The sequence below is a fragment of the Streptomyces pratensis genome (genome assembly GCF_037137275.1).
GTDB classification, from domain to species: domain Bacteria; phylum Actinomycetota; class Actinomycetes; order Streptomycetales; family Streptomycetaceae; genus Streptomyces; species Streptomyces pratensis_B.
The window spans coordinates 127766-152691 of sequence record NZ_JBBBEN010000100.1 but is presented as its reverse complement, the minus strand read 5'-3'; the positions used below and the strand labels follow the sequence as shown (position 1 = coordinate 152691).

Below are 24926 nucleotides of genomic sequence, written 5' to 3'. Positions count from 1 at the left end.
CCGGAAGGAGGGACGTCGATGAGCACGAAGGACTTCGTCGAGAAGGACTACTACAAGGTCCTCGGCGTCCCCAAGGACGCCACCGACGCCGAGATCAAGAAGGCGTACCGCAAGCTCGCCCGGGAGAACCACCCCGACGCCAACAAGGGTGACACCAAGGCGGAGGAGCGCTTCAAGGAGATCTCGGAGGCGAACGACGTCCTCGGCGACGCCAAGCGGCGCAAGGAGTACGACGAGGCGCGGGCCCTCTTCGGCAACGGCGGCTACCGCGCCGGCCCCGGCGGGGCGGGCGGCAACTTCAACTTCGACCTGGGCGACCTCTTCGGCGGCGGCGCCCCGGGCGGACAGGGCGGCCCCGGCGGAGGCTTCGGCGGCGGTGGCGGTCTCGGCGACGTCTTCGGCGGGCTGTTCAACCGCGGCGGCACGGGCGCCCGCGTCCAGCCGCGCCGCGGCCAGGACGTCGAGTCCGAGGTGACGCTCAGCTTCACCGAGGCGGTCGACGGGGCCACGGTCCCGCTGCGGATGTCCAGCCAGGCCCCCTGCAAGGCGTGTTCCGGCACCGGAGACAAGAACGGCACCCCCCGGGTCTGCCCGACCTGCGTCGGCACCGGCCAGGTCTCGCGCGGCAGCGGCGGAGGCTTCTCGCTGACCGACCCCTGTGTGGACTGCAAGGGCCGGGGTCTCATCGCCCAGGACCCCTGCGAGGTCTGCAAGGGCAGCGGCCGGGCCAAGTCGGCCCGCACCATGCAGGTGCGGATTCCGGCGGGCGTCTCGGACGGCCAGCGCATCCGGCTGCGCGGCAAGGGCGGTCCGGGCGAGCGCGGCGGCCCGGCCGGCGACCTGTATGTGGTCGTCCACGTCGGCTCCCACCCCGTCTTCGGCCGCAAGGGCGACAACCTCACCGTCACCGTGCCCGTCACCTTCCCGGAGGTGACGCTCGGCGGCGAGGTCAAGGTCCCCACGCTCGGCGGCCCCCCGGTCACCCTGAAGCTTCCCCCCGGCACCCCCAACGGACGTACGATGCGCGCCCGGGGCAAGGGCGCGGTACGCAAGGACGGCACCCGCGGCGACCTGCTGGTCACCGTGGAGGTCACGGTCCCCGGGGAGCTCGGCCAGCAGGCCAGGGACGCCCTGGAGGCCTACCGGGAAGCGACCGCGGACGGAGACCCGCGGGCGGAACTGTTCCAGGCCGCGAAGGGAGCTTGAGATGGACGGCCGTCGACGCAATCCGTACCAGCTGACCGATGAGACACCGGTGTACGTGATCTCGATCGCGGCCCAGCTCTCGGGCCTGCACCCGCAGACGCTGCGCCAGTACGACCGCCTCGGGCTGGTCTCGCCCGACCGTACGGCGGGGCGCGGCCGGCGCTATTCGGCCCGCGACATCGAGCTGCTGCGCACGGTGCAGCAGCTGTCGCAGGACGAGGGCATCAACCTGGCGGGCATCAAGCGGATCATCGAGCTGGAGAACCAGGTCGCGGCGCTCCAGCAGCGCGTCGCCGAGCTGTCGGCGGCGGTGGACGGCGCGGCGGTCGCCATGCGGCAGCGCGAGGCCCAGGTGCACGCCTCGTACCGCCGTGACCTGGTGCCGTACCAGGACGTGCAGCAGACCGGCGCCCTGGTGGTGTGGCGGCCGAAGCCGAAGCGGCCGATGGATTAGAGGGTGTCCGGCGGATCTTGACCGGGAGAGGCGCGCTCCTCGCGCCGTACGGAGTTTTGTGCCCCCGGGGCCGGGAGAGCTGGTGCTCTCCCGGCCCCGGGGCATGGGCGGGCCGGGTCACGGCAGGGCGGCGCTGATCGCGTCGACCGCCATCATCCACAGGGGCTGGCCGCCGGTGCCGAACGCCGCGGCCAGCGCGTAGCCGATCGCCGCGTCCAGCGGCTCGACCGGGGCGCCGGGCCGCCACTCGGCGAGCACCCGCCGGTCGCCGTCAGAGGAGAAGTCCCCGAGGCGCTCACGGCCGCGGGTCAGTCGGCTGCTCGGGATCGAGTCGGGCACGAGCCGGTAGGACGTGCCCGCGTACCGGACGTCGACCCGGTGGGAGCGGCGGCGCAGCTTCCCCTTGCCGGGTGCGATCACCGCCTCCCGGCCGTCCACCGTGAGCGTGAGGCGGTGCGGGTCGCGGGTGCCGATCGCGATCCGGTCGTCGGGCTCGACGCCGGGCGCACGGGTGAGGACGACGCGCGGGACTCTCTCGCCGCTCACGACGAGCGTCTCGTGGTGCTCGCCCGTGAGCTCGACCGTGATGGTCCCGTAGTGGTCGTCCTCCACGACGGCGGGGGCGGGCACGGGCGAGGGGGCGGGCGTGGTGTCGGTCATCCTGGGCCGTGGTCCTTCGGTCGTGCGGAGGGGCGGGCGCCGGTCGGGCGGCGGGGCGGGACGCCGGCTCCGGGGCCGGTTCCGCGGGCTGGTCACGCGTCCCGGCCGGTTCCGTGCTCCAGGAGGTCCCGCGGGTCGGCTCAGGGCGATTCTCGCAGGGCGCCGCGGGGGCCCTGGTGCCCGGGCCCCGCCCGGTGCGCGGGCCGCCTCCTGGCGGGCGCTCCGGCCCGGCGCCCGGCCGGCCCGGGGGCCGTCGGCGGCCCCCGGGGGCCGTGGCGTCAGCGGGGCCCGGCGGGTCAGCGCTCGTGCGGGTCGCTTCCGACGATGCCCGACTGGACGAGGAGCGCGCCGAGATGGGTGCGGCTGGTGGCGCCGAGGGTCTGCATCAGCTTCGCGATGTGCGCCCGGCAGGTGCGGACGCTGATGCCCATCTTGCGGGCGACGACGTCGTCCAGGTGGCCGTCGGTGAGGTGGCGGGCGATGCTGCGCTGGACGGCGGTGACCGGGGCGCCGGGGTCCGCGGCGGGGCGCTGCCGGGTGTACGGAGTGGCCTGGGCCCACAGCACCTCGTAGACCTGGACCAGATAGCGGACGAGCGAGGGGTGGCGGATCTCCAGGGCCGCGGTGCGGTCGGGGTCGGCGGGGATGTAGGCGACCGTCCTGTCGAAGATGATCAGCCGCTCGATGGTCTGCTCCATGGTGCGGACTTCGAGGCGGCCGGGCGGTATCTGGGCCAGATACGCGGAGAACCCCGGGCTGTAGCGCACGGGGTGCTGGTAGAGATGGCGCAGCCGGCCGCCCGCGGCGATGACGGTCCGCGCGTTCTCCAGTCCCTGCCGCAGGTTCTCCGACATGCGGTTGCCGCCCGGCTGGGCCGTGAGCACCTCCTCCCGCGCGGCGGCGGAGGAGTGCCGCAGGGAGTCGGCGATGGGGCCGCGCCCCTCCAGGACCGTGATCGCGAGGTTCGGGTCGTCGCTGGCCACCGCCGCCAGGGGGGCGAGCGTGCTGCTCAACGCGGCGGTGAGCCGGACGCGTTCGTCGATCTCGCGGGCGATCGGCCGCAAGAGGTGGGCCAGCGCCGCCGAGGGCGGCACGGGACGCATCCAGGCGGCGTCGGCGGGATCGGGACGCAGGAGGGCCATCTCGATGAGGCAGGGGACGGACAGGGCGTCGGCGCGGGCGATGCGCCCGGCGCGGAGGGCCTGTTCGTAGAGCTCGACGGCGGGTGCGCACAACTCCCTGTTCCCGTGCGCATGCGGCTGGTTCGCCCCGTCCGTACGCATTGGTGATCCCCTCACTTCCTGCAGTGCAACAAGATGACGGTGGCGAAAGTCCCCGGCTCGCGAAAGGCTCGGCACGGCGGGAGAGCCTGGTGTTTCTCCTCCGGTGCGCCGTGCGCCGGTGCGCGTCCGGCTCCGCTCCGGCGCGGCCGGGCCCCCGGCGTCGAGGAGGAGCGGCGGGCGGCGGCCCGTACGGTCAGGAGCTCTGGTCCAGGATTCCTGAACGCGCGATCAGATAACCGAGTTGGGCGCGACTGCTGCTGCCCAGGGCGGCGGAGAGTTTGGCCACGTGAGCACGGCAGGTGCGGACGTTCATGCCGAGTCGGCGGGCGATGGAGTCGTCGACGTGCCCCTCGACGAGCAGTTGGGCGATGGACCGCTGGACGCCGCTGATCCCCTGCGGCATCGGGTCGTACTTGACTTCTTCGAGCAGCGGGGCGGCCCGGGTCCACAGCTGCTCGAAGACCTTGACGAGGTACTCGACGAGACCGGGGTGGCGCAGCTCCAGGGCGACCTGGCGGTCGTCCTGGGCGGGGATGAAGGCCACGGCGCGGTCGAAGACGATCAGCCGCTCGATGAGCTCTTCGAGCGTGCGGATCTCCACGTTGTCGCTGGCTATGCGCTCGGCGTAGGCCAGCGTGCTCGGGCTGTGGCGGACCGTGTGCTGGTAGAGGGTGCGGATGCGCACGCCCCGGTGCACGACGGACAGGCCGCGCTCCAGCGACTTGCTGAGCTGGTCCTCGTTCCTGCCGCCGCCCGGTTGGACGGTGAGGACCTCGGTCCGGCACTCCGTGGTGGCGAGGTCGAGCGCCGCGTTGATCCGGTTGACGCCCTCCAGCACGGTGATGGCGTGCGTCATGGGCGGGCCCTGAGCGCTGATGTCCATAAAGGGCTCGAAGGACTCGGTCAGTTCCACCGAATGCCTTCGGCGCTCCTGGATCTCGCGTTCTATGGGATGCAGATGCTGCGCCAGCGCCGCTGACGGCGGCACCGGCCTGAGCCAGCCAGGATCGTCCGGGTCGGGATGGAGCAGGGCGAACTCCACCAGGCACGGAGCGGGCTCCAGCTCGCACCGGGCGATGCGGCCGGAGCGGAGTGCGGTGGCGTAAAGACGCCCCCCTGCTTCACATAGTTCGGTGATCCCATGAGGATGTGTCGTCTTTATGTGGCTTGCGGTCATATCTCCACCCCCCAGGTTCCTGAACATTCAGGAACATGATGCATCGACCCAGTGGTGTTCGCGTGCCCAGGTGGGACATCGTCTTAAGTGCGGGGGAGAAGAATCCACAAGTGAGGACGAAGCCGACTATGTACAAGCGAATGCTTCGCTCGGCGCTTGCCGCCTCGTTCGTCGCGGCCCTTGGACTCGGGCTGACGGGCGTCGGCGTCATGGGCGGCGGCGAGGAGAAGGCTGCTCAGGCTGTTGCGCCGGGCGACATCGGCTGGACCGCGCCCGCCACGGTTCCAGGTGACATCGGTTGGGTCGCACCGGCCCGTTCGGTCGCATGACCACCCCGCCGGACGACCGCACCTTCCGGCGCGAGATGGCAACCGCCTATCGCTCAGGGTGGCATTTCATCGATCTGCTCACGGCCCTCCCCCGTCGTGGCGACTCGTTGATGGTCACCCTGTTCGGAGAGCCGATCGTCGTGGTGATGGAGGAGGACGAGGACGTCCGCGCCTATCGCTGTCTCCGTCGGCCGCGTGGCGCGCCGCAGCCGGTCCGCTGCGCCGTCAGGTACGGCATGATCTTCGTCAACCTCGACCAGCGGGACCACGAGCTGTTCGACGCAGAACCCCTTTCCGCCACCCCCCGCAGTGCCTGAGCGATTCCCCCGTCGTCACCCATCGCTCCGGCGCTTCCCCCACACAGCGGCGCCACCGTGACCTGAACACGGTGGCGCCGTTGTGCTGTCCTCCCTCCGGCGCGCTGCCGGGGCCTGCTCCCGGGCCCGCCCGCCGTGGGGCTCACGCCCTGCCGAGGGCCCGGTCGAGGGTGATCTCGATGACGACCCGGTCCGGGTTGGGCTTCGGCGTGCGCTCGTAGCGCTCCGCGTAGCGGCTCACGGCGTCCGCGACGACCTCCGGCTCCGTGCGGATCGCCGCGCGGCCCTCCAGGGTCGCCCAGCGGGCCCGGTGCATCTGACAGACGGCGACCCGTGCCCCCTCGGGGCCCGCGGCCAGGATGTTGGCGACCTTCCGGCTCCCCCTGTCAGTGATCACGCGGGCGATCCCCGCCTCCGGGTCGTACGTCACTCCGACGGGCACCACGTGGGGCGTGCCGTCGGGGCGGAGTGTGGTCAGGGTGCACAGGTGGTACTCGCGCCAGAACGCGAGGTACTCGGGGCTGGGGTTGCGTACGTCGGCCATGGGTGCAGCGTAGATGGGAGCGTGCCGGCGCAGCCGGGGCGCGTCGGCGTGCGGGGCGCCCCGAGAGGCGATGCGTGTGCCCAAAACGCCTTGAGTGGAATAGACTCAACTTTGTGCAGGTTGAATCAGTCAAGGACTGAGCGACGAGGCAGTATCGAGGCTGAGCAGCGGCAGCTGCGAGGAGGAGGGACCACACGTGGACGCCGAGCTGACCAACAAGAGCCGGGACGCCATCAACGCGGCCACCGGCAGGGCCGTCAAGGACGGGCACGCGGACCTCACGCCGGGGCATCTGCTGCTCGCGCTGCTGGAGGGCGAGGACAACGAGAACATCGTCGACCTGCTCGCCTCCGTCGAGGCCGACCAGGTCGCCGTGCGCTCCGGCGCCGAGCGGATCATCGGTTCCCTGCCCAGTGTCACCGGTTCCACCGTGGCGCCCCCGCAGCCCAACCGCGAGCTGCTGGCCGTCATCCAGGACGCCGCGCAGCGGGCGAAGGAGCTGGGCGACGACTACATCTCCACCGAGCACCTGCTGATCGGCATCGCGGCCAAGGGCGGCCGCGCCGGTGAGATCCTCGACGCACAGGGGGCCGGCGCCAGGAAGCTGCTGGCCGCATTCGAGACGAGCAGGGGAGGGCGCCGGGTGACCACACCCGACCCGGAGGGCCAGTACAAGGCCCTGGAGAAGTTCGGCACGGACTTCACGGCCGCCGCGCGCGAGGGCAAGCTGGACCCGGTCATCGGCCGCGACCAGGAGATCCGCCGCGTCGTGCAGGTGCTCTCGCGCCGGACGAAGAACAACCCCGTCCTCATCGGCGAGCCGGGCGTCGGCAAGACCGCCGTCGTCGAAGGGCTCGCCCAGCGGATCGTCAAGGGGGACGTCCCCGAGAGCCTGAAGAACAAGCGGCTCGTCTCGCTCGACCTCGGAGCGATGGTCGCGGGAGCGAAGTACCGGGGCGAGTTCGAGGAGCGCCTGAAGACGGTCCTCTCCGAGATCAAGGAGAGCGACGGCCGGATCATCACCTTCATCGACGAGCTGCACACCGTCGTCGGCGCCGGTGCGGGCGGTGACTCCGCCATGGACGCGGGCAACATGCTCAAGCCGATGCTGGCCCGCGGCGAGCTGCGCATGGTGGGCGCGACCACGCTGGACGAGTACCGCGAGCGCATCGAGAAGGACCCCGCCCTGGAGCGCCGCTTCCAGCAGGTGCTGGTCGCCGAGCCGTCCGTGGAGGACACCGTCGCGATCCTGCGCGGGCTCAAGGGCCGCTACGAGGCCCACCACAAGGTGCAGATCGCGGACTCGGCCCTGGTCGCCGCCGCCACCCTCTCCGACCGTTACATCACCTCCCGGTTCCTGCCCGACAAGGCGATCGACCTGGTCGACGAGGCCGCCTCCCGGCTGCGTATGGAGATCGACTCCTCGCCGCTGGAGATCGACGAACTCCAGCGCTCCGTCGACCGGTTGCGCATGGAGGAGCTGGCGCTGAAGAACGAGTCCGACGCCGCCTCCAAGGAGCGCCTGGAAAGGCTGCGCCGCGACCTCGCCGACAAGGAGGAGGAGCTGCGCGGCCTCAACGCCCGCTGGGAGAAGGAGAAGCAGGGTCTCAACCGGGTCGGTGAGCTGAAGGAGCGGCTGGACGAGCTGCGCGGCCAGGCCGAACGGGCCCAGCGCGACGGCGACTTCGACGCCGCGTCCAAGCTTCTCTACGGGGAGATCCCCGGCCTGGAGCGGGAGTTGGAGGAGGCCGCGGAGGCGGAGCAGGAGGCCTCCAAGGACACCATGGTCAAGGAGGAGGTCGGGCCCGACGACATCGCCGACGTCGTCGGCGCGTGGACCGGCATCCCGGCCGGGCGGCTGCTGGAGGGTGAGACGCAGAAGCTGCTGCGGATGGAGGCCGAGCTCGGCAGGCGGCTGATCGGCCAGTCGGAGGCGGTGGAGGCCGTGTCCGACGCCGTACGCCGCACCCGCGCCGGGATCGCGGACCCCGACCGGCCCACCGGCTCGTTCCTCTTCCTCGGCCCCACCGGCGTCGGCAAGACGGAGCTGGCCAAGGCGCTCGCGGACTTCCTCTTCGACGACGAGCGGGCCATGATCCGCATCGACATGAGCGAGTACGGCGAGAAGCACAGCGTCGCCCGCCTCGTCGGCGCCCCGCCCGGCTACGTCGGCTACGAGGAGGGCGGCCAGCTCACCGAGGCCGTCCGCCGCCGCCCGTACAGCGTGGTGCTGCTGGACGAGGTGGAGAAGGCCCACCCCGAGGTCTTCGACATCCTGCTCCAGGTCCTCGACGACGGCCGGCTCACCGACGGCCAGGGCCGTACGGTCGACTTCCGCAACACGATCCTCGTCCTCACCTCCAACCTCGGCAGCCAGTTCCTGATGGACCCCCTGGTCAAGCCGGAGGTCAAGAAGGAGCAGGTGCTGGAGGTGGTGCGGGCCTCGTTCAAGCCGGAGTTCGTCAACCGGCTGGACGACCTGGTGGTCTTCTCCGCCCTCTCCGGCGAGGAGCTCGCGCACATCGCGAAGCTCCAGGTCGACCGGCTCGCGGCCCGGCTCGCGGACCGGCGGCTCACCCTCGACGTCACCCCGAAGGCGCTGGCCTGGCTCGCGGAGGAGGGCAACGACCCGGCGTACGGAGCGAGGCCGCTGCGCCGGCTCATCCAGAGCGCGATCGGCGACCGGCTCGCCAAGGAGATCCTGTCCGGCGAGGTCCGGGACGGAGACACCGTACGGGTGGACCGGGTCGAGGAGGGGCTGACCGTGGGCCGCGTGGAGTAACCGCCGGCTCCGCCGGGCGAGCGGCGGTCGCCACCGGTCCCGGCCGGTCGCGCCCGGTGTGCGGACGCCCGGTGGGCCCGGCCCCAGCCCGCTGTCTGTCAGCTTCTGGCGGATAGGGGCCGCCGGGGCTTGCCATGCCCCGCCCGCCATGGGAGAGGATGGCCGCAATCGTCACGAAGGGAAATAACGGTGAGCATCGATCCGTCCTCGATTCCTAATTTCGGGGGCCAGCCCGAACCGCAGGCGGCAGGACCGGAGGGCCCCGTCGTCCCTGACCAGGACCTCGTCAAGCAGCTTCTCGACCAGATGGAGCTGAAGTACGTCGTCGACGACGAGGGCGACCTCGCGGCGCCGTGGGAAGAGTTCCGGACGTACTTCATGTTCCGGGGCGAGGCCGAGCAGCAGGTCTTCTCGGTCCGCACGTTCTACGACCGCCCGCACGCGCTCGACCAGCGTCCCGTCCTCCTGGACGCGATCGACGACTGGAACCGCCGCACGCTGTGGCCCAAGGTCTACACGCACTCCCACGAGGGCGAGGAGGGCGAGGCGGGCTCCGTCCGGCTGATCGGTGAGGCACAGATGCTCATCGGCACCGGCGTCAGCCTGGAGCACTTCGTCTCCTCGACGGTCAGCTGGGTGCGCGCGTCGATCGAGTTCGACAAGTGGCTCGTCGAGCGCCTCGGCATCCAGCCGGCCGAGGGCACGGACGGCGGGGGCACGGAGTCCGCCCAGGCTTAGGGCGCCCGGCCCGCACGACGGCCCGGGAGACGGTCACCACGACCGCCTCCCGGGCCGTCCGCCGTCCGCGGCCGCCCCGGGCGCGGACGCGCGCCTCAGAACCGGCGCACGACCCGCAGCGACTTCGTGTACAGCGCGTCCGCCGGGCCGTTCAGGATCGACTTCGCCCCCAGGTCCGCCATGGTCGGCCCGTCCGGCGTCCGGCGGCTGGAGACGAACCGCAGCCCGCCGTGCTGGTCCCGGCCGACATAGATGCCGACGTGGTCGATCACGCCACCGTCCGTCTCGGGGTCACCGCTGTCGGGGACGCTCGCGTCGAAGAAGACCGCGTCGCCGACCCGCAGCGCGCCCAGCGAAGGCGCCTGGCCCGTCGCCCGGGCCACCACCACGCCGGGCCCGTGCGCGGACTGGTTCTTCGAGGTACGAGGCAGGTTCAGGCCGTCGAAGTTCCTGGAGCGGACCATCGGGATGCCCAGGTGGTGGCCGTACACCATCCGGACGAATCCCGAGCAGTCCATGTTGTGGAGGTTGTCGGCCTTCGCCGGGTCCACGGCGTCCGGCTCCATGTGCTCACCGCTCGCGGGGAAGTCCCAGCTCAGGCCCATGTAGTCATGGAAGTCGAAGCCGATGTCACGTGTTCCGGCGGCGTTCCTCGGGCTGTAGCCGGACTCGCCGAGGACCTGGGCGCCCTGGAGCGAGGGGTCCGTCACGGCGGGGGCGAAGGGCCGGTACATCGAGGCGTACGCGAGGGCGTCGGGGGAGGTGTCGCCGGCCCAGGCGCTGATCCGCTGCTCCACGGCGGAGGTCCAGGCGCCGTCGAAGGGCTCCGGGAGGACCCGCACCCAGGTGTCGTGGGAGACCACCGGAGGGTCCGTCCACTGGGCCGCGTCGATGACGAAGTCGTACACCCGGGCCTCCAGCGGCACCGCCGCACCGGAGGAGGCGAGAGCCCGGACGCCGACGGCGCCCGTGGTGAAGACCTTGTCCGGGTCGGCCTCGGGGTCGCGGAGGCTGTGCTGCCAGGTGGTGGGCTCGGTCGCGTCGTGGCGCCAGGCCCGGGCCCGGAGCAGGTCGCCGGTCTTCTCCACCCGCACCCACCAGTGCTGGAACGCCACGAAGCCGGAGCCGACGGTGACGGCGGGGCTCAGGGCGGTGGTGACGTCGGCGAGTTCCTTCTCCAGGAGGAACTGGACCTCGCCGGCGGGGGTGACGTTCAGCCGGGCCCGGTAGTGGTTGTTGACGTCCTGGGCGGCGAAGGAGAGGGCGAGCGAGACGGGCCCGCCGGTGGGCGCCTTGTCGAAGGAGACGCGGGCGGCGGCGTTCACGTCCCCGACCGCCTTGTCGGACAGCAGGGCGTGGCGGCTGGCGTTGGTCGTGGTGAGCCGCACGGTCGCGCGGCCGTTCTCCAGGAAGTAGTCCGCGTCGGAGCCGTTGACCGTGTACCACCTGCCGCCGCCGGGGGAGGACCCCCAGCCGGTCTGCCCGGCGGGGAGGGTGCGGTCGAAGGCGTCGCTGAGCGGCTTCTTCTGCTCGGTGAACGAGCGCTTCGGCCCGCGCAGCGTGACGGTCCTGGCCCCGGTGGTGAGGGTGGCGAGGACCCCGTCGCCGTCGGACACCTCCAGTACCGCGGGGGTTCCGGGGAGGGCACGGGTGGTCAGCGCGCCGGCGGGGTGGTCCCCGAAGTGCCACGGGTCGGTGGAGTCGATCACCATCGGCAGCCGCCCGGCGGCGGCGGTGGCGGTGGCGGTCGTGGCGCCCGCGGCCGGGGCGGCCGCGGCGGCGGACGGGGCGAGCGGCAGCGTACTGCCGGCTGCGAGCCCGGCGATCGCGGAGAGAACCGATCTGCGGTTCGGTGAGGACGTCGGTGCGGACATGCGGGTACCCCCAAGTGAGCCAAGGTGCTTGGTCCGAGACCCTACTCAGCCGCGTCCGAGCCCTTTCAGGGCGCAAGCCGCCCCAGCCGCGCTACCGCCTCCTCCAGCACGTCGTCGCGCTTGCAGAAGGTGAAGCGGACCTGGCTGCGGCCCGCCTCCGGGTCGTCGTAGAAGACGGAGACCGGCACGGCGGCCACCCCGCAGCGCTCGGGGAGCGCCCGGCAGAAGGCGTAGGCGTCCTCCTCGCCGAACGGGGAGATGTCGGTGGTGACGAAGTACGTGCCCTCCGGCTCGTGCACCCGGAAGCCCGCCGCGCGCAACCCCTCGGCCAGCAGGTCGCGTCGGCGCCGCATCCCCTCCCGGAACGCGGTGAAGAAGGCGTCGGGCAGCGCGAGGGCCTCGGCGATCGCGTACTGGAAGGGGCCCCCGCTGACGAAGGTCAGATACTGCTTCGCCGCGCGCACGGCGGCCACCAGCGGGGCGTCCCCGGTCACCCAGCCGACCTTCCAGCCCGTGTACGAGAAGGTCTTGCCCGCGCTCGAAACGGAGACCGTGCGCTCGCGCATCCCCGGCAGGGCGGCGATCGGGTGGTGCGCGCCGGTGAAGACGAGGTGTTCGTACACCTCGTCGGTGACGACCAGCAGGTCGTGCTCCACCGCCAGTGCGGCGATCCCGCTGAGCTCGTCGGGGGTGAGCACCGTGCCGGTCGGGTTGTGCGGGGTGTTGAGGAGCAGCAGGCGGGTGCGCGGGGTGACCAGGGCGCGCAGCTCGTCGAGGTCCGGGCGGAAGGAGGGCGCGCGGAGCGTCAGGGGGACGCGGACCGCGCCCGCCATCGCGATACAGGCGGCGTACGAGTCGTAGTACGGCTCGAACGCGATGACCTCGTCGCCCGGTTCGAGCAGGGCGAGCAGGGAGGCGGCGATCCCCTCCGTGGCCCCGGTGGTCACCAGGACCTCGGTGTCCGGGGACCAGGTCAGGCCGTAGAAGCGCTCCTGGTGGGCGGCGACGGCGGCGCGCAGCTCGGGGACCCCGGGGCCCGGCGGGTACTGGTTGCCGTGCCCGGTGCGCAGCGCCCGGACCGCCGCCTCCCGGATCTCCTCGGGGCCGTCGGTGTCGGGGAAGCCCTGCCCGAGGTTGATGGAGCCGGTCCGCACGGCCAGCGCGGACATCTCGGCGAAGATCGTCGTGCCGAACGCGGCGAGGCGGCGGTTGAGCAGCGGTCGTCCCAGTGTCATGGGCGCCATCCTGCGCCGAAGCTCTGGAGTTGCTCAAGTCTGCTTTCACCCCCGGGGGGTGGGGGCATGCCCCTGCCACGCAAGCGACCGGCGGAAACGGGGAAGCGACGGGGGACGTCGCTCCGGGGGAAGGGTGTGAGGGACATGGGCGGCTACATCGCGGCACTGATCGCCGCGGCGGTCATCGGGGGGCTGGTGGTCCTGATGGGCAGGGGCAGGGGCGGAGGCGGTGCGGCCCGGCCTGCCGGGAGACGACGGGGGTCGGCCGGTGGGGGATCGGGGTCCGGCCTGTGGGCGGACGGAGGCGACTCGGGCGGCTCCTCGGGCGGACACACGTGCGGTGGTGGTGGCGGCGGCTGCGGCGGTGGCGGCGACTGAACGATCCGGCGCGCGGTCACCGGCAGTGACCTGACGGCGGGTGCCCGGGGGGTGAACTCCCCCCGGGTTTTTTTCGGTTGGCTGCATCCAGGGAGCGACGCGGATGTTTTCTGCTGAACACGTGAACCGTGCTGCCCCCGGGGGGATGGAAACCACGGCAAGTTGGTCGAAAGCGCTGTGAGCAAGGCGTACTTCGTGATTCCCTCATCGAAGAGAACATTCAGCCCTCGGACCCCAGTTGGGCCGGATCGGGCGCTCCTGCCTCCCACGCGCAGTCACCAGAGGGGCGTCCGCCTGTCCATGTGTCCATGTGTGTTTGCGGAGCCGATCCATGCTCACCACCCTCCAGACGGCCTATTCCGATACCCGCGCCGCCGACCTGGCCTGGACGCTGGGGCGGGAACCGCTTCCCGCCCTCGCCGTCCTCGACCTCCGGCTCGGCGGCGCCGAACTCCAGTTGAGGCTGCTCGGGGCCTCCCATCAGGTGCTCCTGCGGGAGGGCCGCGGAACCTGCTCGGAGACGGTTGCCTGCATGCCCGGCAGCAGCACCCCCCTGCCCCTCGGCGTCGCGAAACGGCTCGGGAACTGGGAGTACGAGTTCGCGGCGCGCGTAGAGAACTTGACGGTGGGTCAGTTCACCGGCCGTGCCCAGGAGTTGCTGGCCCTGGTGAGCGACCATCCGCACGGGCTGGCCGGCACCTTCCCCGGCAGCCCGTACGCCTTCACCGCGATGCTCGCCCAGCGCATCGAAGGCCAGGTGCGCTGGCGCACCTGGCATGCCTACCCGCAGGAAGGCCAGTTGGTGGTGACCCGTTCCCGGTTCGGCGCGCGCGTGGCCGCGCCGGTGGGCTGAGGCCTTGGCGGCGCGGCCGGAGCGCCGCGGGGTGCAGGGGGCCGCAGGCGCGTGGGTGACGGGAAGCGACGGATGCGTGACGTAGCGTTCGCTTCATGATCGACCAGCAGGCACCGCTCCGCGCAGGGGCGGCGCGGCTTCCCGTACGGCCGAGGACCGGTCGGTTCCTCGTGCTGGCCGTGGTCTTCGTCTGCGCCGCCTGCGGCCTCGTCTACGAGCTCGAACTGGTCGCGCTCTCCTCCTATCTGGTCGGCGACACGGTGACGCAGGCCTCCGTCGTGCTGTCCGTGATGGTCTTCGCCATGGGCATCGGCTCCCTGTTCGCGAAACGTTTACGCTGCCACGCCGCCGCCGGCTTCGGTCTGATCGAGGCGGCCCTCGCCCTGGTCGGCGGTTCCTCCGCGCTGGTCCTGCACGCCTCGTTCGCCTGGCTCGGCGACTCCCGGTACTCCCTGGTCGCGTTCTCCCTCGCGATCGGCGTCCTGATCGGAGCGGAGATCCCGCTGCTGATGACGCTGATCCAGCGCGTCGACCGGCAGGACGCGGGCGGCGCCGTCGCCGACCTCTTCGCCGCCGACTACGTGGGCGCGCTCGTCGGAGGGCTCGCGTTCCCCTTCCTCCTGCTGCCGGTGCTCGGTCAGCTGACCGGCGCGCTGTGCACCGGAGCGGTCAACGCGGCGGCGGGCGGCGCGCTGGTCCTGTGGGTGTTCCGGCGCGACCTCGGCCGCCGCTCCCGGTGGCTCGTCGCTCTGGCCAACGTCTCGGTGATCGCCCTCCTGGGGGCCGCCACCGTGCTGGTGGACGACTTCGAGCGGGCGGCACGCCAGGCGGTGTACGGGGACCACGTGCGGGTCGCCGTGCACAGCGGGGTGCAGGAGGTCGTCCTGACAGGCGCCGGCCGGGACGCGCTCAGCCTCTATCTGGACGGTCGGCTGCGGGCCAGCGCCCGCGACGAGCACCGCTTCCACGAGGCGCTGGTGCACCCCGCGATGGACGGCCCCCGCGCGCGGGTGCTCATCCTGGGCGGCGGCGACGGGCTCGCCGCCCGTGAGGCCCTGCGCTACCCGGACGTCCGCTCGGTCACGGTCGTCGAGCTGGACCCCGCCCTCACCCGCCTGGCCCGCACGGACCCCGCCCTCTCCGGGCTCAACGGCCACGCCTACCGGGACCCGCGCCTGACCGCCGTCGCGGCGGACCCGTTCGCCTGGCTCCGGGCCGACCGCGGCCGCTACGACGTGGTGGTCTCCGACCTGCCGGCCCCCGGCATCACCGCCGGCGCGAAGCTGTACTCCGCCGAGTTCTACGGCCTGGTCGCCGAGGCCCTGGCGCCGGGAGGGCGGCTCGCGGTGCACGCCGGGCCGCCGGGGAGGCGGCCGGAGACCTTCTGGACGGTGGAGGCCTCGGTGCGGGCGGGCGGCCTCGTGCCCCGCCCGTACCGCATCGCCTGCCGGTGCGCCGGCCGGGCGGCGGCGGGCCGGGAGCGGGGCGGGGCCGGAGGGCCGGGGGAGGAGGAGTGGGGCTTCCTCCTCGCCGGGGCGGGCAGGGCGCCGTCGCCCGGGCTGCCGGCCGACGGGCCCGTACCGCGCTCGCTGGGCGACCGCGAGCTGCGGGAGGGCGCGCGGGCCGCGGAGAGCGTCCGGCTGCCGCCCCGGCCCCCGTCGACACTCATCCGCCCCCGGTACCGGGAGGGCGGGTGAGCCCGCGGTGGGGGCGACCGTTGCGGACGGGGACGTGCCGGGCGGGCCGAAGCGCTGACGTCCGGGCCGGGGCCGATTAGGCTCGGTTTCCATGGAGCATGAGGTGTACGTCCCGGTTCCCGCCCCGGCCCTGCGGCGCGCGCTCGGCGATCCCGCCCGCGTCGCCCGCTGTGTACCGGGCCTCCAGCAGGACGCCGACGCGTCGGCGTCGCCCCTGGCGGGCCGGCTGAAGCTGCGGGCCGGCGGCCACACCATCACCTACCGGGGCGAGCTGCGGCTCTCCGGACCGGACGGCGAGCTCGACACCGGTGAGCAGCGCTTCTCGGTGACCGGGGAGGGCGTGGAGGCCCGCGGCAGCGGTGCGGTGAAGCTGGCCCTCACCATCGGCCTCGCGGCGGCGGACGACGGGACGACGCTGACGTACAGGGGCACGGTGAGCGGGGACGGGCGGCTGGTCGAGCTGGAGAAGGGCGCGGCGCTCGCTGCCGCCCACCGGCTCTTGGACCGCTTCACCCAGCAGCTGGTGACGGAGTCGCTGGCCGGGCACGAGGAGGACGCCACGGCTGCGGAGGACGCCCCGGCTGCGGCGGAGGGACTGGACGCCGAGGGCGAGGGCCCGGGTGCTGAGGGCGCGGATGCCGAGGGCCTGGGCGCAGAGAGTGCAGGTGTCGAGAACGCCGACGCTTCGGGCGCGGAGCAGGATGCCGATGCCGGGGGAGGCGCCGACACCGATGTCGGCGCCGGGACAGGATCGGACGCCGCCGCCGGGACAGGATCGGACGCCGCCGCCGGGAGAGGCTCGGACGCCGAGGGGAGCCGGGGTGTCCGAGCAGGGGCCGGCGACGGGGCGGAGGCCGCCCCGGGCAGCGGTGCCGGTGAGGGCCGCGACGCCTCCGGTTCCGTGTTCGACTCGCCTGTGCCGCCGCCCTCGCTCGACCCCGTCGCCGGTGTGGAGTTCACCGTCCCCGACGAGCCGCCCGCCGAAGCCGCGCACGCCCGGCGGACCATGATCGGGCGCAGCGCGGAGGAGGTCGACCACGCCCCTCCGCGCGGCCGCTACGCCCCGGTGCCCTCGCCGGAGTCGGGCGGTGCGGGCACCACGCTGCGGTGGGTGGCTCCGGCGGCTGCGCTCGCGCTGGCCTCCGCCGTGGTCCTGGGGCGGGCGCTGCGGCGGCGGAGGTAGACCCGCGGGGCGGCGGTCCGGCGACGGCGGGCACTTCGAACGCAGGCGCCAAGGCGGGCGGAAGCCGGGGAACCGGCTCCGGGGCCGGCGGCGCGGGCACGTTCGGGGCGGGCGGCCGTCCGAGGGCCGGGTCCGGGACGGGCGGCCAGTAGGGTCGTCGGGTGAGCAGTAGCGAAGAGAACGTCCGGCTGACCGCCGGCGACGCCGAGTTGACCGTCGACCCCGCCCACGGCTGCCGGATCAGCAGCCTGCGGATCGGGGGCGTCGAACTGCTGCGCCAAGGCGAGCGGTACGGCTGCTTCCCGATGGTGCCCTGGTGCGGACGCACCGGGAACGGGCGGTTCCGTAACGGCGACGCGACCCACCAGTTGCCGCTGAACCCCCCTCCGCACGCACTCCACGGCACCGGACGGGACGTCTCCTGGCACACCGCGCACACGGACGGGGCGCAGGCGGCCTTCTACTACGATCTCGCCGAGCCCTGGCCGTATCCGGGCCGGGTGACGCAGACCTTCGAGCTGACCGAGGACGCGCTGACGCTCGGCCTGGCCGTGGAGACGTACGGCGACTCCTTCCCGGCGCAGGCGGGCTGGCACCCGTGGTTCCTCCGCGACATCGGGGGCCGGGACGCCGTCCTGTCCTTCGACGCCGCCTGGCAGGAGGAGCGCGGCGCGGACCACCTGCCGACCGGCCGCCGCATCGACCCTGCCCCCGGGCCGTGGGACGACTGCTTCGGGATGCCCGACGGCGTCGAGGTCACGCTCACCTGGCCCCAGTGGCTGGAGCTGACGGTGAAGAGCCGGAGCGAGTGGGTGGTGGTCTACGACGAGCAGGAGGCGGCGGTCTGTGTGGAGCCGCAGTCCGGGCCGCCGAACGGGCTGAACACCACGCCCCGGCTGGTGACCCCGATCGATCCGCTGGAGATCACGTCGACCTGGAGCTGGGTGCGGCTGTGAGGCGGCCGGTGGGCGCGGGACCACGGGCCGCGGGGGCCGGCGGGAGCGCTTACCCTCGTGGACATGACTGACGTACGCGCTGACCTGCTCCAGCAGATCAAGGACAAGGCCGTGGTGCACGGCAAGGTGACCCTCTCCTCGGGTCTGGAAGCCGACTGGTACATCGACCTGCGCCGGATCACGCTGGACGGCAAGGCCGCGCCGCTGGTCGGCCAGGTCATGCTCGACGCCACCGCGGAGCTGGACTACGACTGCGTCGGCGGGCTGACCCTGGGCGCGGACCCGGTCGCCACCGCGATGCTGCACGCCTCCGCCGCGCGCGGTGGCAGCCTGGACGCGTTCGTCGTCCGCAAGACGCAGAAGGCGCACGGCATGCAGCGCCGGATCGAGGGCGCCGACGTGAAGGGCCGCCGCTGCCTGGTCGTCGAGGACACCTCCACCACGGGCGGTTCGCCGCTGACCGCCGTCGAAGCGGTGCGCGAGGCGGGCGGCGAGGTCGTCGCCGTCGCCGTGATCGTCGAGCGCGGGGCCGCCCCGGCCATCGCCGAGGCCGGTCTGCCGTATGTCCAGGTCTACTCCGTGGCCGACCTCGATCTGGGCTGAGCCGCTTTCGACCGCGATGTGACCTGCGGTTTTCATCCGGGGTGGACGGTTTCACGTGAAACCGTCCACCCCGGGAGCGTATCCCGCCCCACCCCGCGCCGGGCCCCGGCTTCCGGCCAACGGGGTCCGCCGGGTGGAGCCGAAGGGAGAGTCTGGGAAGATGGGGGCGACGATGACGTCGCCCCCAGGTCAGGGACCAGCCTGCACACCCGCACATCCCAAGGAGCGGTCAGATGCCCATCGCAACCCCCGAGGCTTACGCCGAGATGCTCGACCGGGCAAAGGCGGGCAAGTTCGCCTACCCGGCCATCAACGTGACCTCGTCCCAGACCCTGCACGCCGCACTGCGCGGATTCGCGGAGGCCGAGAGCGACGGCATCGTCCAGATCTCCACCGGTGGTGCGGAGTTCCTGGGCGGCCAGCACAACAAGGACATGGTCACGGGCGCGGTCGCCCTGGCCGAGTTCGCCCACATCGTCGCGGCGAAGTACGACGTCACCATCGCGCTGCACACCGACCACTGCCCCAAGGACAAGCTGGACGGTTACGTGCGTCCGCTGATCGACGTCTCCGCCGAGCGCGTGGCCAAGGGCCTCAACCCGCTGTTCCAGTCCCACATGTGGGACGGATCGGCCGAGACCCTCGCCGACAACCTGTCCATCGGCCAGGAGCTGCTGGCGAAGGCGGCCGCCGCCAAGATCGTCCTTGAGGTCGAGATCACCCCGACCGGCGGTGAGGAGGACGGCGTCACGCACGAGATCAACGACGAGCTGTACACGACCGTCGACGACGCGCTGCGCACCGCGGAGGCGCTCGGACTGGGCGAGAAGGGCCGCTACCTGCTGGCCGCCTCCTTCGGCAACGTCCACGGCGTCTACAAGCCGGGCAACGTCGTGCTCCGCCCCGAGCTGCTGAAGGACCTCCAGGCGGGCGTCGCCTCGAAGTACGGCCAGGCCGCCGGGAGCCAGCCCTTCGACTTCGTCTTCCACGGCGGGTCCGGCTCCACCGAGCAGGAGATCCTCACCGCCCTGGAGAACGGCGTCGTGAAGATGAACCTCGACACCGACACCCAGTACGCCTTCACCCGCCCGGTCGTGGACCACATGTTCCGCAACTACGACGGTGTGCTGAAGGTCGACGGCGAGGTCGGCAACAAGAAGACCTACGACCCGCGCACCTGGGGCAAGGCGGCCGAGGCCGGCATGGCCCAGCGCGTCACCGAGGCCTGCGCGAACCTGCGCTCCACCGGTACCAAGCTGAAGTAACCACGCACGGACACACGCGTACGGCGCCGGGCCCGGCCCTCCCTCGGGGGACCGGGCCCGTCGTCGTACCGGGACCAGGGAAGAGGGCATGCGGTGACGGGCACGAAGAGGACCGGGACGGCGAACGCGCACTACGACTTCGACACGGTGGTCGACCGCCGGGGCACCTGGTGCGTCCAGTGGGACGGGGTCGCGGACCGGTTCGGGGTCGACGGGCTGCTGCCGTTCACCATCTCCGACATGGACTTCGCCACGGCCCCCGAGGTGCTGGACGCCCTCCGGGCCCGCCTGGAGCACGGGGTGTTCGGCTACACCACCTGGCGGCAGGACGACTTCCGCTCCGCGATAGCCCACTGGTACGCCACCCGGTACGGCACGGACATCGACACCGGGCGCCTGGTCTACGGTCCGTCCGTGCTCAACCAGCTCTCCCAGCTCCTCCGGATGTGGACGGCGCCGGGGGACGGCGTCGTCGTCCACACCCCCACGTACGACGGGTTCCGCAAGGCGGTCACCGGGCTCGGCCGGGAGCTGCGCGGGGCGCCGGTGGGGGACGAGGAGGCCCTGGAGCGTGAGCTGGCCCGGCCCGACGCGAAGGTCCTGGTGCTGTGCTCGCCCCACAACCCGACCGGCCGGGTGTGGACGGGCGAGGAGCTGGGCCGGACCGCTTCGCTCGCCCGGCGGTACGGCGTCGCGGTGATCAGCGACGAGATCCACGCGGACTTCGTGCACGCGGGGCACGCCCATGTGCCGTGGACGCGGGTGGCGGGGGAGGGCCGCTGGGCGCTCATCACCTCCGCGTCGAAGTCCTTCAACTTCCCCGCGCTCACCGGTTCGTACGGCCTCATCGGCGATCCGGCCGACCGGGCCGAGTACCTGCGCCGGATGGAGACCGCGGAGGGTCTCGCCTCCCCGGCGGTGCTGTCGCTGACCGCGCACATCGCCGCGTACCGCGAGGGCGGGGCGTGGCTGGACGCGGCACGGGCTTATGTGGCGGGGAATCTCGCGCTCGTCGCGGAGCGGCTGCGCACGGCCTTCCCCGAGCTGGGATGGCGACCGCCGCAGGCCGGCTACCTGGCGTGGATCGACCTGAACCCGCTGGGGGTCGGGGAGGACGCCTTGCAGCGGGTGCTGATCGACCGCGAGAAGGTGGCGATCATGCCGGGCTCGGTGTACGGGGCTCCGGGATGTGTACGGCTGAACCTGGGATGCCCCCGGAGCAAGGCGGAGGCGGGGGCGGAGGCCCTGGTCCGGGCGGTGCGGGCCCTGCGGTAGCCGACGGCGCGGAACGGCGGGGCCCGCCGCCCCGCGCCGGGAAGCGAGCGGGAGACCCGGGCGCCCGTTCCGGAAGGCGAGCGGGACGCCCCGCGCCCCGCGCCACCGCTCTCCGCGCCCCGCGCCCCGCGCCCCGGGGGCGGCGGGCGGGCCGGTGCCGGAACCCGGGGCGAACGGCCCGTGAAGGGGCACGGGGTGTGGTCCCGCCGGGCCGTGGGGGCAGGCACACTTGGACCATGTCCATCCACGAGAACCTCCTCGGGGGCCCCGCCCCGACCCACCTGCCCGACGACCCCGAGCCGCGCGAGCTGCTCGCCGCCGGCACCCCGCCCGACGAGGTCGCCGCGAAGTACCCCACCTCCTCGCTCGCCTGGGCGCAGCTCGCCGACGAGGCGTTCGAGGGCGGCCGGGTCGTCGAGTCCTACGCGTACGCCCGCACCGGCTACCACCGCGGCCTCGACGCCCTGCGCCGGGCCGGCTGGAAGGGGCACGGCCCCGTCCCGTTCGAGCACGAGCCGAACCGCGGCTTCCTGCGCGCCCTGCACGCCCTGGCGCGGGCCGCCGGCACGATCGGCGAGACCGCGGAGCACGAGCGCTGCTCGACGTTCCTGCGGGACTCCTCGCCGACCGCGGCCGACATCCTCGGCTGAGCTGATCGCACCCCGGCCCGCCCGGCACCCCGGGCGGGCCGGGCTCAGGGGGCGCCCGGCGGGTCCGGACCGGGTCAGCGACGCCTGGACCGGCGCCTCGCGACGTTGCCGGGAGGCCCGCATCGCTCCGCGACGAGGACGCTCCGGCGCCGTGCGGGGCACCGCACCGGACGCCGCGGTCTGTCCGCCCTGATCCGCCGGACACCCTCTAGGATGCGAACAGGGGACCGGAGCTCCATCACCTCACGGAAGGGGCGGACCGCTACCCGGAAGCTCGTGTCGAGGAGACAGCGATGTCGACGAACCACCCCGACCCCGAAGCCACCGGTGTGGAGACCCCGCACCTGGACTTCGAGGGAACGACTCCGTACGAGGACTACGTCCAGGCGGACGTCCTGACCCATCTCCAGCACCTTCGTTCCGACGACCCCGGCGAAATGGTCTTCCTGGTCACCACCCAGGTCATGGAGCTGTGGTTCACGGTCATCGTCCATGAGTGGGAGACGGCGATCCGCGCCCTGCGCGAGGACCGGATACCGGTCGCGCGCGACGCACTCAAGCGGTCGCTGCGCGAGCTGGAAGCGCTCAACGACACCTGGCGGCCGCTCGCGGCCCTCACCCCCGCCCAGTTCAACTCCTACCGCGGCTCGCTCGGCGAGGGCTCCGGCTTCCAGTCCGCGATGTACCGGCGGATGGAGTTCCTGCTCGGCGACAAGTCGGCCTCCATGCTGGTGCCGCACCGGGGCGCCCCCCGGGTGTACGCCGAGCTGGAGAAGGCGCTCGGGGAGCCCGGCCTGTACGACGAGACGCTCGCCCTGCTGGCCCGCCGCGGGTACGCCATTCCGGAGGCCGTCCTCACCCGCGACCTGACCCAGCGCTACGAGCCGTCGCCCGAGGTCGAGGCGGTGTGGGCCGAGATCTACGCCTCCGACGACCAGAACGACGAGCTGGTGCGCCTGGGCGAGCTGCTGACCGACGTGGGCGAGCTGGTCTGGCGCTGGCGCAACGACCACCTCGTCGCCACCCGGCGCGCGATGGGCTCCAAGACCGGCACCGGCGGTTCCGCAGGCGTGGCCTGGCTGGAGAAGCGCGCCACGAAGAACGTGTTCCCGGAGCTGTGGACGGCGCGCAGCTATGTCTGAGACCCCGCACAGCGGCCTCGCCGAGCGCGCGGCCGCCCTCGACGCCGCCGACCGGCTCGCCGGACGGCGGGAGCTGTTCGCCCTGGACGACGGCGTCTACCTGGACGGCAACTCGCTCGGCGCGCTTCCCGTCCACGTCCCCGACCGGGTGCGGGACGTCCTCACCCGCCAGTGGGGCGAGCTGCGCATCCGGTCCTGGGACGAGAGCGGCTGGTGGACCGCGCCCGAGCGGATCGGCGACCGGATCGCCCCGCTCGTCGGGGCGGCCGCCGGGCAGGTCGTCGTCGGCGACTCCACCAGCGTGAACGTCTTCAAGGCGGTCGTCGCCGCGGGCCGCCTGGCGGGCGAGGGGCGCGACGAGATCCTGGTCGACGCCACGACGTTCCCCACGGACGGCTACATCGCCGCCTCCGCCGCCCGGCTGACCGGCCACCGGATCGTCCCGGTCGAGCCCGCCGACGTCCCGGCCGCGCTCGGGCCGCGTACCGCCGTCGTCCTCCTCAACCACGTGGACTACCGCACGGGCCGGCTGCACGATCTGCCCGGTCTGACCGGCGCCGTGCACGCGGCGGGCGCCCTGGTCGTCTGGGACCTGTGCCACAGCGCCGGTGCGCTGCCGGTCGGGCTCGACGAGCACGGGGTGGACCTGGCGGTCGGCTGCACCTACAAGTATCTGAACGGCGGCCCCGGTTCGCCCGCGTACCTGTACGTGGCCGAGCGCCACCAGGCCGCGTTCGACTCGCCGCTGCCGGGCTGGAACTCGCACGCCGACCCGTTCGGGATGACCCCCGGCTACGCCCCGGCGGACGGCTCCGTACGGGGCAGGGTCGGCACGCCCGACATCGTCTCCATGCTCACGCTGGAGGCGGCGCTGGACGTGTGGGACGGGGTGTCCGTGGACGCGGTGCGGGCCAAGTCGCTGGCGCTGACGGACTTCTTCCTGGAGTGCGTCGAGGCCTACGCGCCGGCCGGCCGGGTCACCTCCGTCACCCCGGTCGCACACGCCGAGCGCGGCAGTCAGGTCGCCCTGCGCTGTGACGACGCGGAGCCCGTGATGCGCCGGCTCGTCGAGCGGGGCGTCGTGGGCGATCTGCGCCGGCCCGACGTGCTGCGGTTCGGCTTCACCCCGCTGTACGTGGGCTTCGCGGACGCGGAGCGGGCGGCGCGCGTCCTCGCCGAGGTGCTCGTGCTCCCCCGGGAGCAGGCAGCCTGACGGCCTGTCAGGAGTGGTGTGGCCGGATGGGGGCGGTGCCGAGTGCTGGTACCGTCCCCGCAGGTCGACCCAGTTGGGCACAGGGAACGGGCAGAGGACGGTTGAGCAGCATGTCGGATTCCGCCGCGCGTGATCGGGACGCCGTCGAGAGCGCATCGGCGTTCGCTCACCCGGAGGTCGCCCCCGACCGGTCCGCCGCCTACGGGAGCCACCCCGACCAGGTCGTCGACTTCTTCGCCCCGCGTGACGGCCGCACGGGCGCCCCGCTCGTCGTCCTGCTGCACGGCGGAGCCTGGCGCGCCCCGTACGACCGGGCGCACGTCTCCCCGCTCGCGGACTTCCTGGCCCGCCGGGGCTTCGCGGTGGCGAGCGTGGAGTACCGGCGTGGCGGCGACGTCCCGCAGCAGCGCGGCGGCGACGCGGGTGCGCTGCCGCCCGGCGCGAGCCCCGTCGCGGGGCGCTGGCCGGAGACCTTCGACGACGTGGCCGCCGCGATGGACGCCCTTCCCGCCCTGGCCGCCCGCGAGCTGCCGCAGGCCGACGTGCGGCGGACGGTGGTCGCCGGGCACTCGGCCGGCGGGCACCTGGCCCTGTGGGCGGCGGCGCGGCACGTGCTGCCCGAGGGCTCGCCGTGGCGGCTGCCCGCCCCGCCCCCGCTGCGCGGGGTCGTCGCCCTGGCGCCGATCGCGGACTTCGCGACGGCCGTCGAGCTGGGGGTGTGCGGCGGAGCTGTCGCCCAACTCCTCGGCGAGGGAGGCCGGTTCGCGGAGCGGGCGGCGCAGGCCGACCCGGGGGTGCTGCTGCCCACCGGGATCGCCACCGCCATCGTCCACGGCGTCGAGGACACCGAGGTCCCCCGGGCCGTCCCGGAGGCGTACGTCGACGCGGCGGCCCGGTCCGGCGAGACGGTCGGGCTGACGCTGCTCGGCGGCGTCGGGCACTTCCCGCTGATCGACCCGTCCGCCGACGCCTGCGCGATCGTGGCGGAGGAGATCACCCAGCTGGCCTGGTGACGGCCGGCCGCGGCGGCGCCAGGAGCACGGGGCCGCCGCCACCGCGCGGCACGCCCCGGACAGGTCTCTTGCAGTCCCGGGACAGGCCTGCGGTGGAGA

General features: G+C 73.1%; 23 protein-coding genes. 17 read left to right on the top strand and 6 right to left on the bottom strand.

Annotation, left to right across the window (positions count from 1 at the left end; all coding sequences use genetic code 11):
* Positions 1-18: 18 nt before the first annotated feature.
* A complete protein-coding gene (gene dnaJ, locus V9U70_RS26130; protein WP_336679125.1) occupies positions 19-1206 on the top strand; it encodes a molecular chaperone DnaJ in 1188 nt (395 codons plus the stop codon).
* Between the two features lies 1 nt (position 1207).
* Positions 1208-1660 carry a heat shock protein transcriptional repressor HspR gene (locus V9U70_RS26125; RefSeq protein WP_336679123.1) on the top strand — a complete coding sequence of 151 codons (453 nt, stop codon included), beginning with the start codon at positions 1208-1210 and terminating at the stop codon, positions 1658-1660.
* 117 nt (positions 1661-1777) lie between these two features.
* Here the strand turns inward: V9U70_RS26125 and V9U70_RS26120 are convergent, their stop codons facing one another.
* The 3 genes from V9U70_RS26120 to V9U70_RS26110 all read right to left on the bottom strand — a co-directional run bounded on the left by V9U70_RS26120 (position 1778) and on the right by V9U70_RS26110 (position 4780).
* Positions 1778-2320: a hypothetical protein gene (locus V9U70_RS26120; protein WP_336679121.1), complete on the bottom strand. Its 543-nt coding sequence runs from the start codon at positions 2318-2320 to the stop codon at positions 1778-1780.
* A gap of 296 nt (positions 2321-2616) precedes the next feature.
* Complete coding sequence (locus tag V9U70_RS26115) at positions 2617-3603, bottom strand: LuxR C-terminal-related transcriptional regulator (RefSeq protein WP_336679120.1); 987 nt, start codon at positions 3601-3603, stop codon at positions 2617-2619.
* A 193-nt stretch (positions 3604-3796) separates the two neighbouring features.
* The gene (locus V9U70_RS26110) at positions 3797-4780 is read right to left on the bottom strand and encodes a helix-turn-helix transcriptional regulator (protein WP_419724033.1); all 984 of its coding nucleotides are present in this window, start codon (positions 4778-4780) and stop codon (positions 3797-3799) included.
* Between the two features lie 128 nt (positions 4781-4908).
* Here V9U70_RS26110 and V9U70_RS26105 point away from each other — a divergent pair, with 128 nt between their 5' ends.
* The gene (locus V9U70_RS26105) at positions 4909-5109 is read left to right on the top strand and encodes a hypothetical protein (protein WP_336679118.1); all 201 of its coding nucleotides are present in this window, start codon (positions 4909-4911) and stop codon (positions 5107-5109) included.
* Positions 5106-5426, top strand: a complete 321-nt coding sequence (locus tag V9U70_RS26100; RefSeq protein WP_030588701.1) for a Rieske (2Fe-2S) protein — start codon at positions 5106-5108, stop codon at positions 5424-5426. Before V9U70_RS26105 ends, V9U70_RS26100 begins: the two co-directional genes overlap by 4 nt.
* A gap of 142 nt (positions 5427-5568) precedes the next feature.
* On the opposite strand, the gene V9U70_RS26095 is transcribed toward V9U70_RS26100, so the two are convergent.
* Positions 5569-5970, bottom strand: coding sequence for a pyridoxamine 5'-phosphate oxidase family protein (locus V9U70_RS26095; protein WP_336679117.1), 402 nt, complete (start codon positions 5968-5970; stop codon positions 5569-5571).
* 196 nt (positions 5971-6166) lie between these two features.
* On the opposite strand from V9U70_RS26095, the gene clpB reads away from it, so the two are divergent.
* The gene (gene clpB / locus V9U70_RS26090; protein WP_336679115.1) at positions 6167-8752 is read left to right on the top strand and encodes an ATP-dependent chaperone ClpB; all 2586 of its coding nucleotides are present in this window, start codon (positions 6167-6169) and stop codon (positions 8750-8752) included.
* A 189-nt stretch (positions 8753-8941) separates the two neighbouring features.
* Positions 8942-9490, top strand: coding sequence for a YbjN domain-containing protein (locus V9U70_RS26085; RefSeq protein WP_336679113.1), 549 nt, complete (start codon positions 8942-8944; stop codon positions 9488-9490).
* Positions 9491-9585: 95 nt separating this feature from the next.
* Here V9U70_RS26085 and V9U70_RS26080 read toward each other — a convergent pair whose 3' ends face one another.
* Positions 9586-11364: a C40 family peptidase gene (locus tag V9U70_RS26080; protein WP_336679111.1), complete on the bottom strand. Its 1779-nt coding sequence runs from the start codon at positions 11362-11364 to the stop codon at positions 9586-9588.
* Between the two features lie 65 nt (positions 11365-11429).
* Entirely contained in the window at positions 11430-12599 is a 1170-nt protein-coding gene (locus tag V9U70_RS26075) for a pyridoxal phosphate-dependent aminotransferase (RefSeq protein ID WP_336679110.1), read from the bottom strand.
* Between the two features lie 709 nt (positions 12600-13308).
* On the opposite strand from V9U70_RS26075, the gene V9U70_RS26070 reads away from it, so the two are divergent.
* From V9U70_RS26070 to V9U70_RS26020, 11 genes are all read left to right on the top strand, one after another.
* Positions 13309-13830, top strand: a complete 522-nt coding sequence (locus V9U70_RS26070) for a DUF2617 family protein (protein ID WP_336679108.1) — start codon at positions 13309-13311, stop codon at positions 13828-13830.
* A 95-nt stretch (positions 13831-13925) separates the two neighbouring features.
* Positions 13926-15527, top strand: coding sequence for a polyamine aminopropyltransferase (locus tag V9U70_RS26065; protein ID WP_336679106.1), 1602 nt, complete (start codon positions 13926-13928; stop codon positions 15525-15527).
* Between the two features lie 91 nt (positions 15528-15618).
* Positions 15619-16710: an SRPBCC domain-containing protein gene (locus tag V9U70_RS26060; RefSeq protein WP_336679104.1), complete on the top strand. Its 1092-nt coding sequence runs from the start codon at positions 15619-15621 to the stop codon at positions 16708-16710.
* Between the two features lie 161 nt (positions 16711-16871).
* Positions 16872-17666, top strand: a complete 795-nt coding sequence (locus V9U70_RS26055; RefSeq protein ID WP_336679102.1) for an aldose epimerase family protein — start codon at positions 16872-16874, stop codon at positions 17664-17666.
* Between the two features lie 63 nt (positions 17667-17729).
* Positions 17730-18269, top strand: a complete 540-nt coding sequence (gene pyrE, locus V9U70_RS26050) for an orotate phosphoribosyltransferase (RefSeq protein ID WP_336679101.1) — start codon at positions 17730-17732, stop codon at positions 18267-18269.
* Positions 18270-18502: 233 nt separating this feature from the next.
* Complete coding sequence (fbaA, locus tag V9U70_RS26045) at positions 18503-19534, top strand: class II fructose-bisphosphate aldolase (RefSeq protein WP_336679099.1); 1032 nt, start codon at positions 18503-18505, stop codon at positions 19532-19534.
* Between the two features lie 93 nt (positions 19535-19627).
* Positions 19628-20809 carry a MalY/PatB family protein gene (locus V9U70_RS26040; protein ID WP_336679097.1) on the top strand — a complete coding sequence of 394 codons (1182 nt, stop codon included), beginning with the start codon at positions 19628-19630 and terminating at the stop codon, positions 20807-20809.
* A gap of 236 nt (positions 20810-21045) precedes the next feature.
* Positions 21046-21459: a DUF3151 domain-containing protein gene (locus V9U70_RS26035; protein ID WP_336679095.1), complete on the top strand. Its 414-nt coding sequence runs from the start codon at positions 21046-21048 to the stop codon at positions 21457-21459.
* Positions 21460-21752: 293 nt separating this feature from the next.
* Positions 21753-22601 (top strand): tryptophan 2,3-dioxygenase family protein, encoded by an 849-nt coding sequence (locus tag V9U70_RS26030; RefSeq protein ID WP_336679093.1) that lies wholly within the window; start codon positions 21753-21755, stop codon positions 22599-22601.
* Positions 22594-23814, top strand: coding sequence for a kynureninase (gene kynU, locus V9U70_RS26025; RefSeq protein WP_336679091.1), 1221 nt, complete (start codon positions 22594-22596; stop codon positions 23812-23814). The genes V9U70_RS26030 and kynU overlap by 8 nt, the downstream gene beginning before the upstream one ends.
* Positions 23815-23924: 110 nt before the next feature.
* Positions 23925-24827: an alpha/beta hydrolase gene (locus tag V9U70_RS26020; RefSeq protein WP_336679090.1), complete on the top strand. Its 903-nt coding sequence runs from the start codon at positions 23925-23927 to the stop codon at positions 24825-24827.
* The last annotated feature ends 99 nt before the right edge of the window (positions 24828-24926 follow it).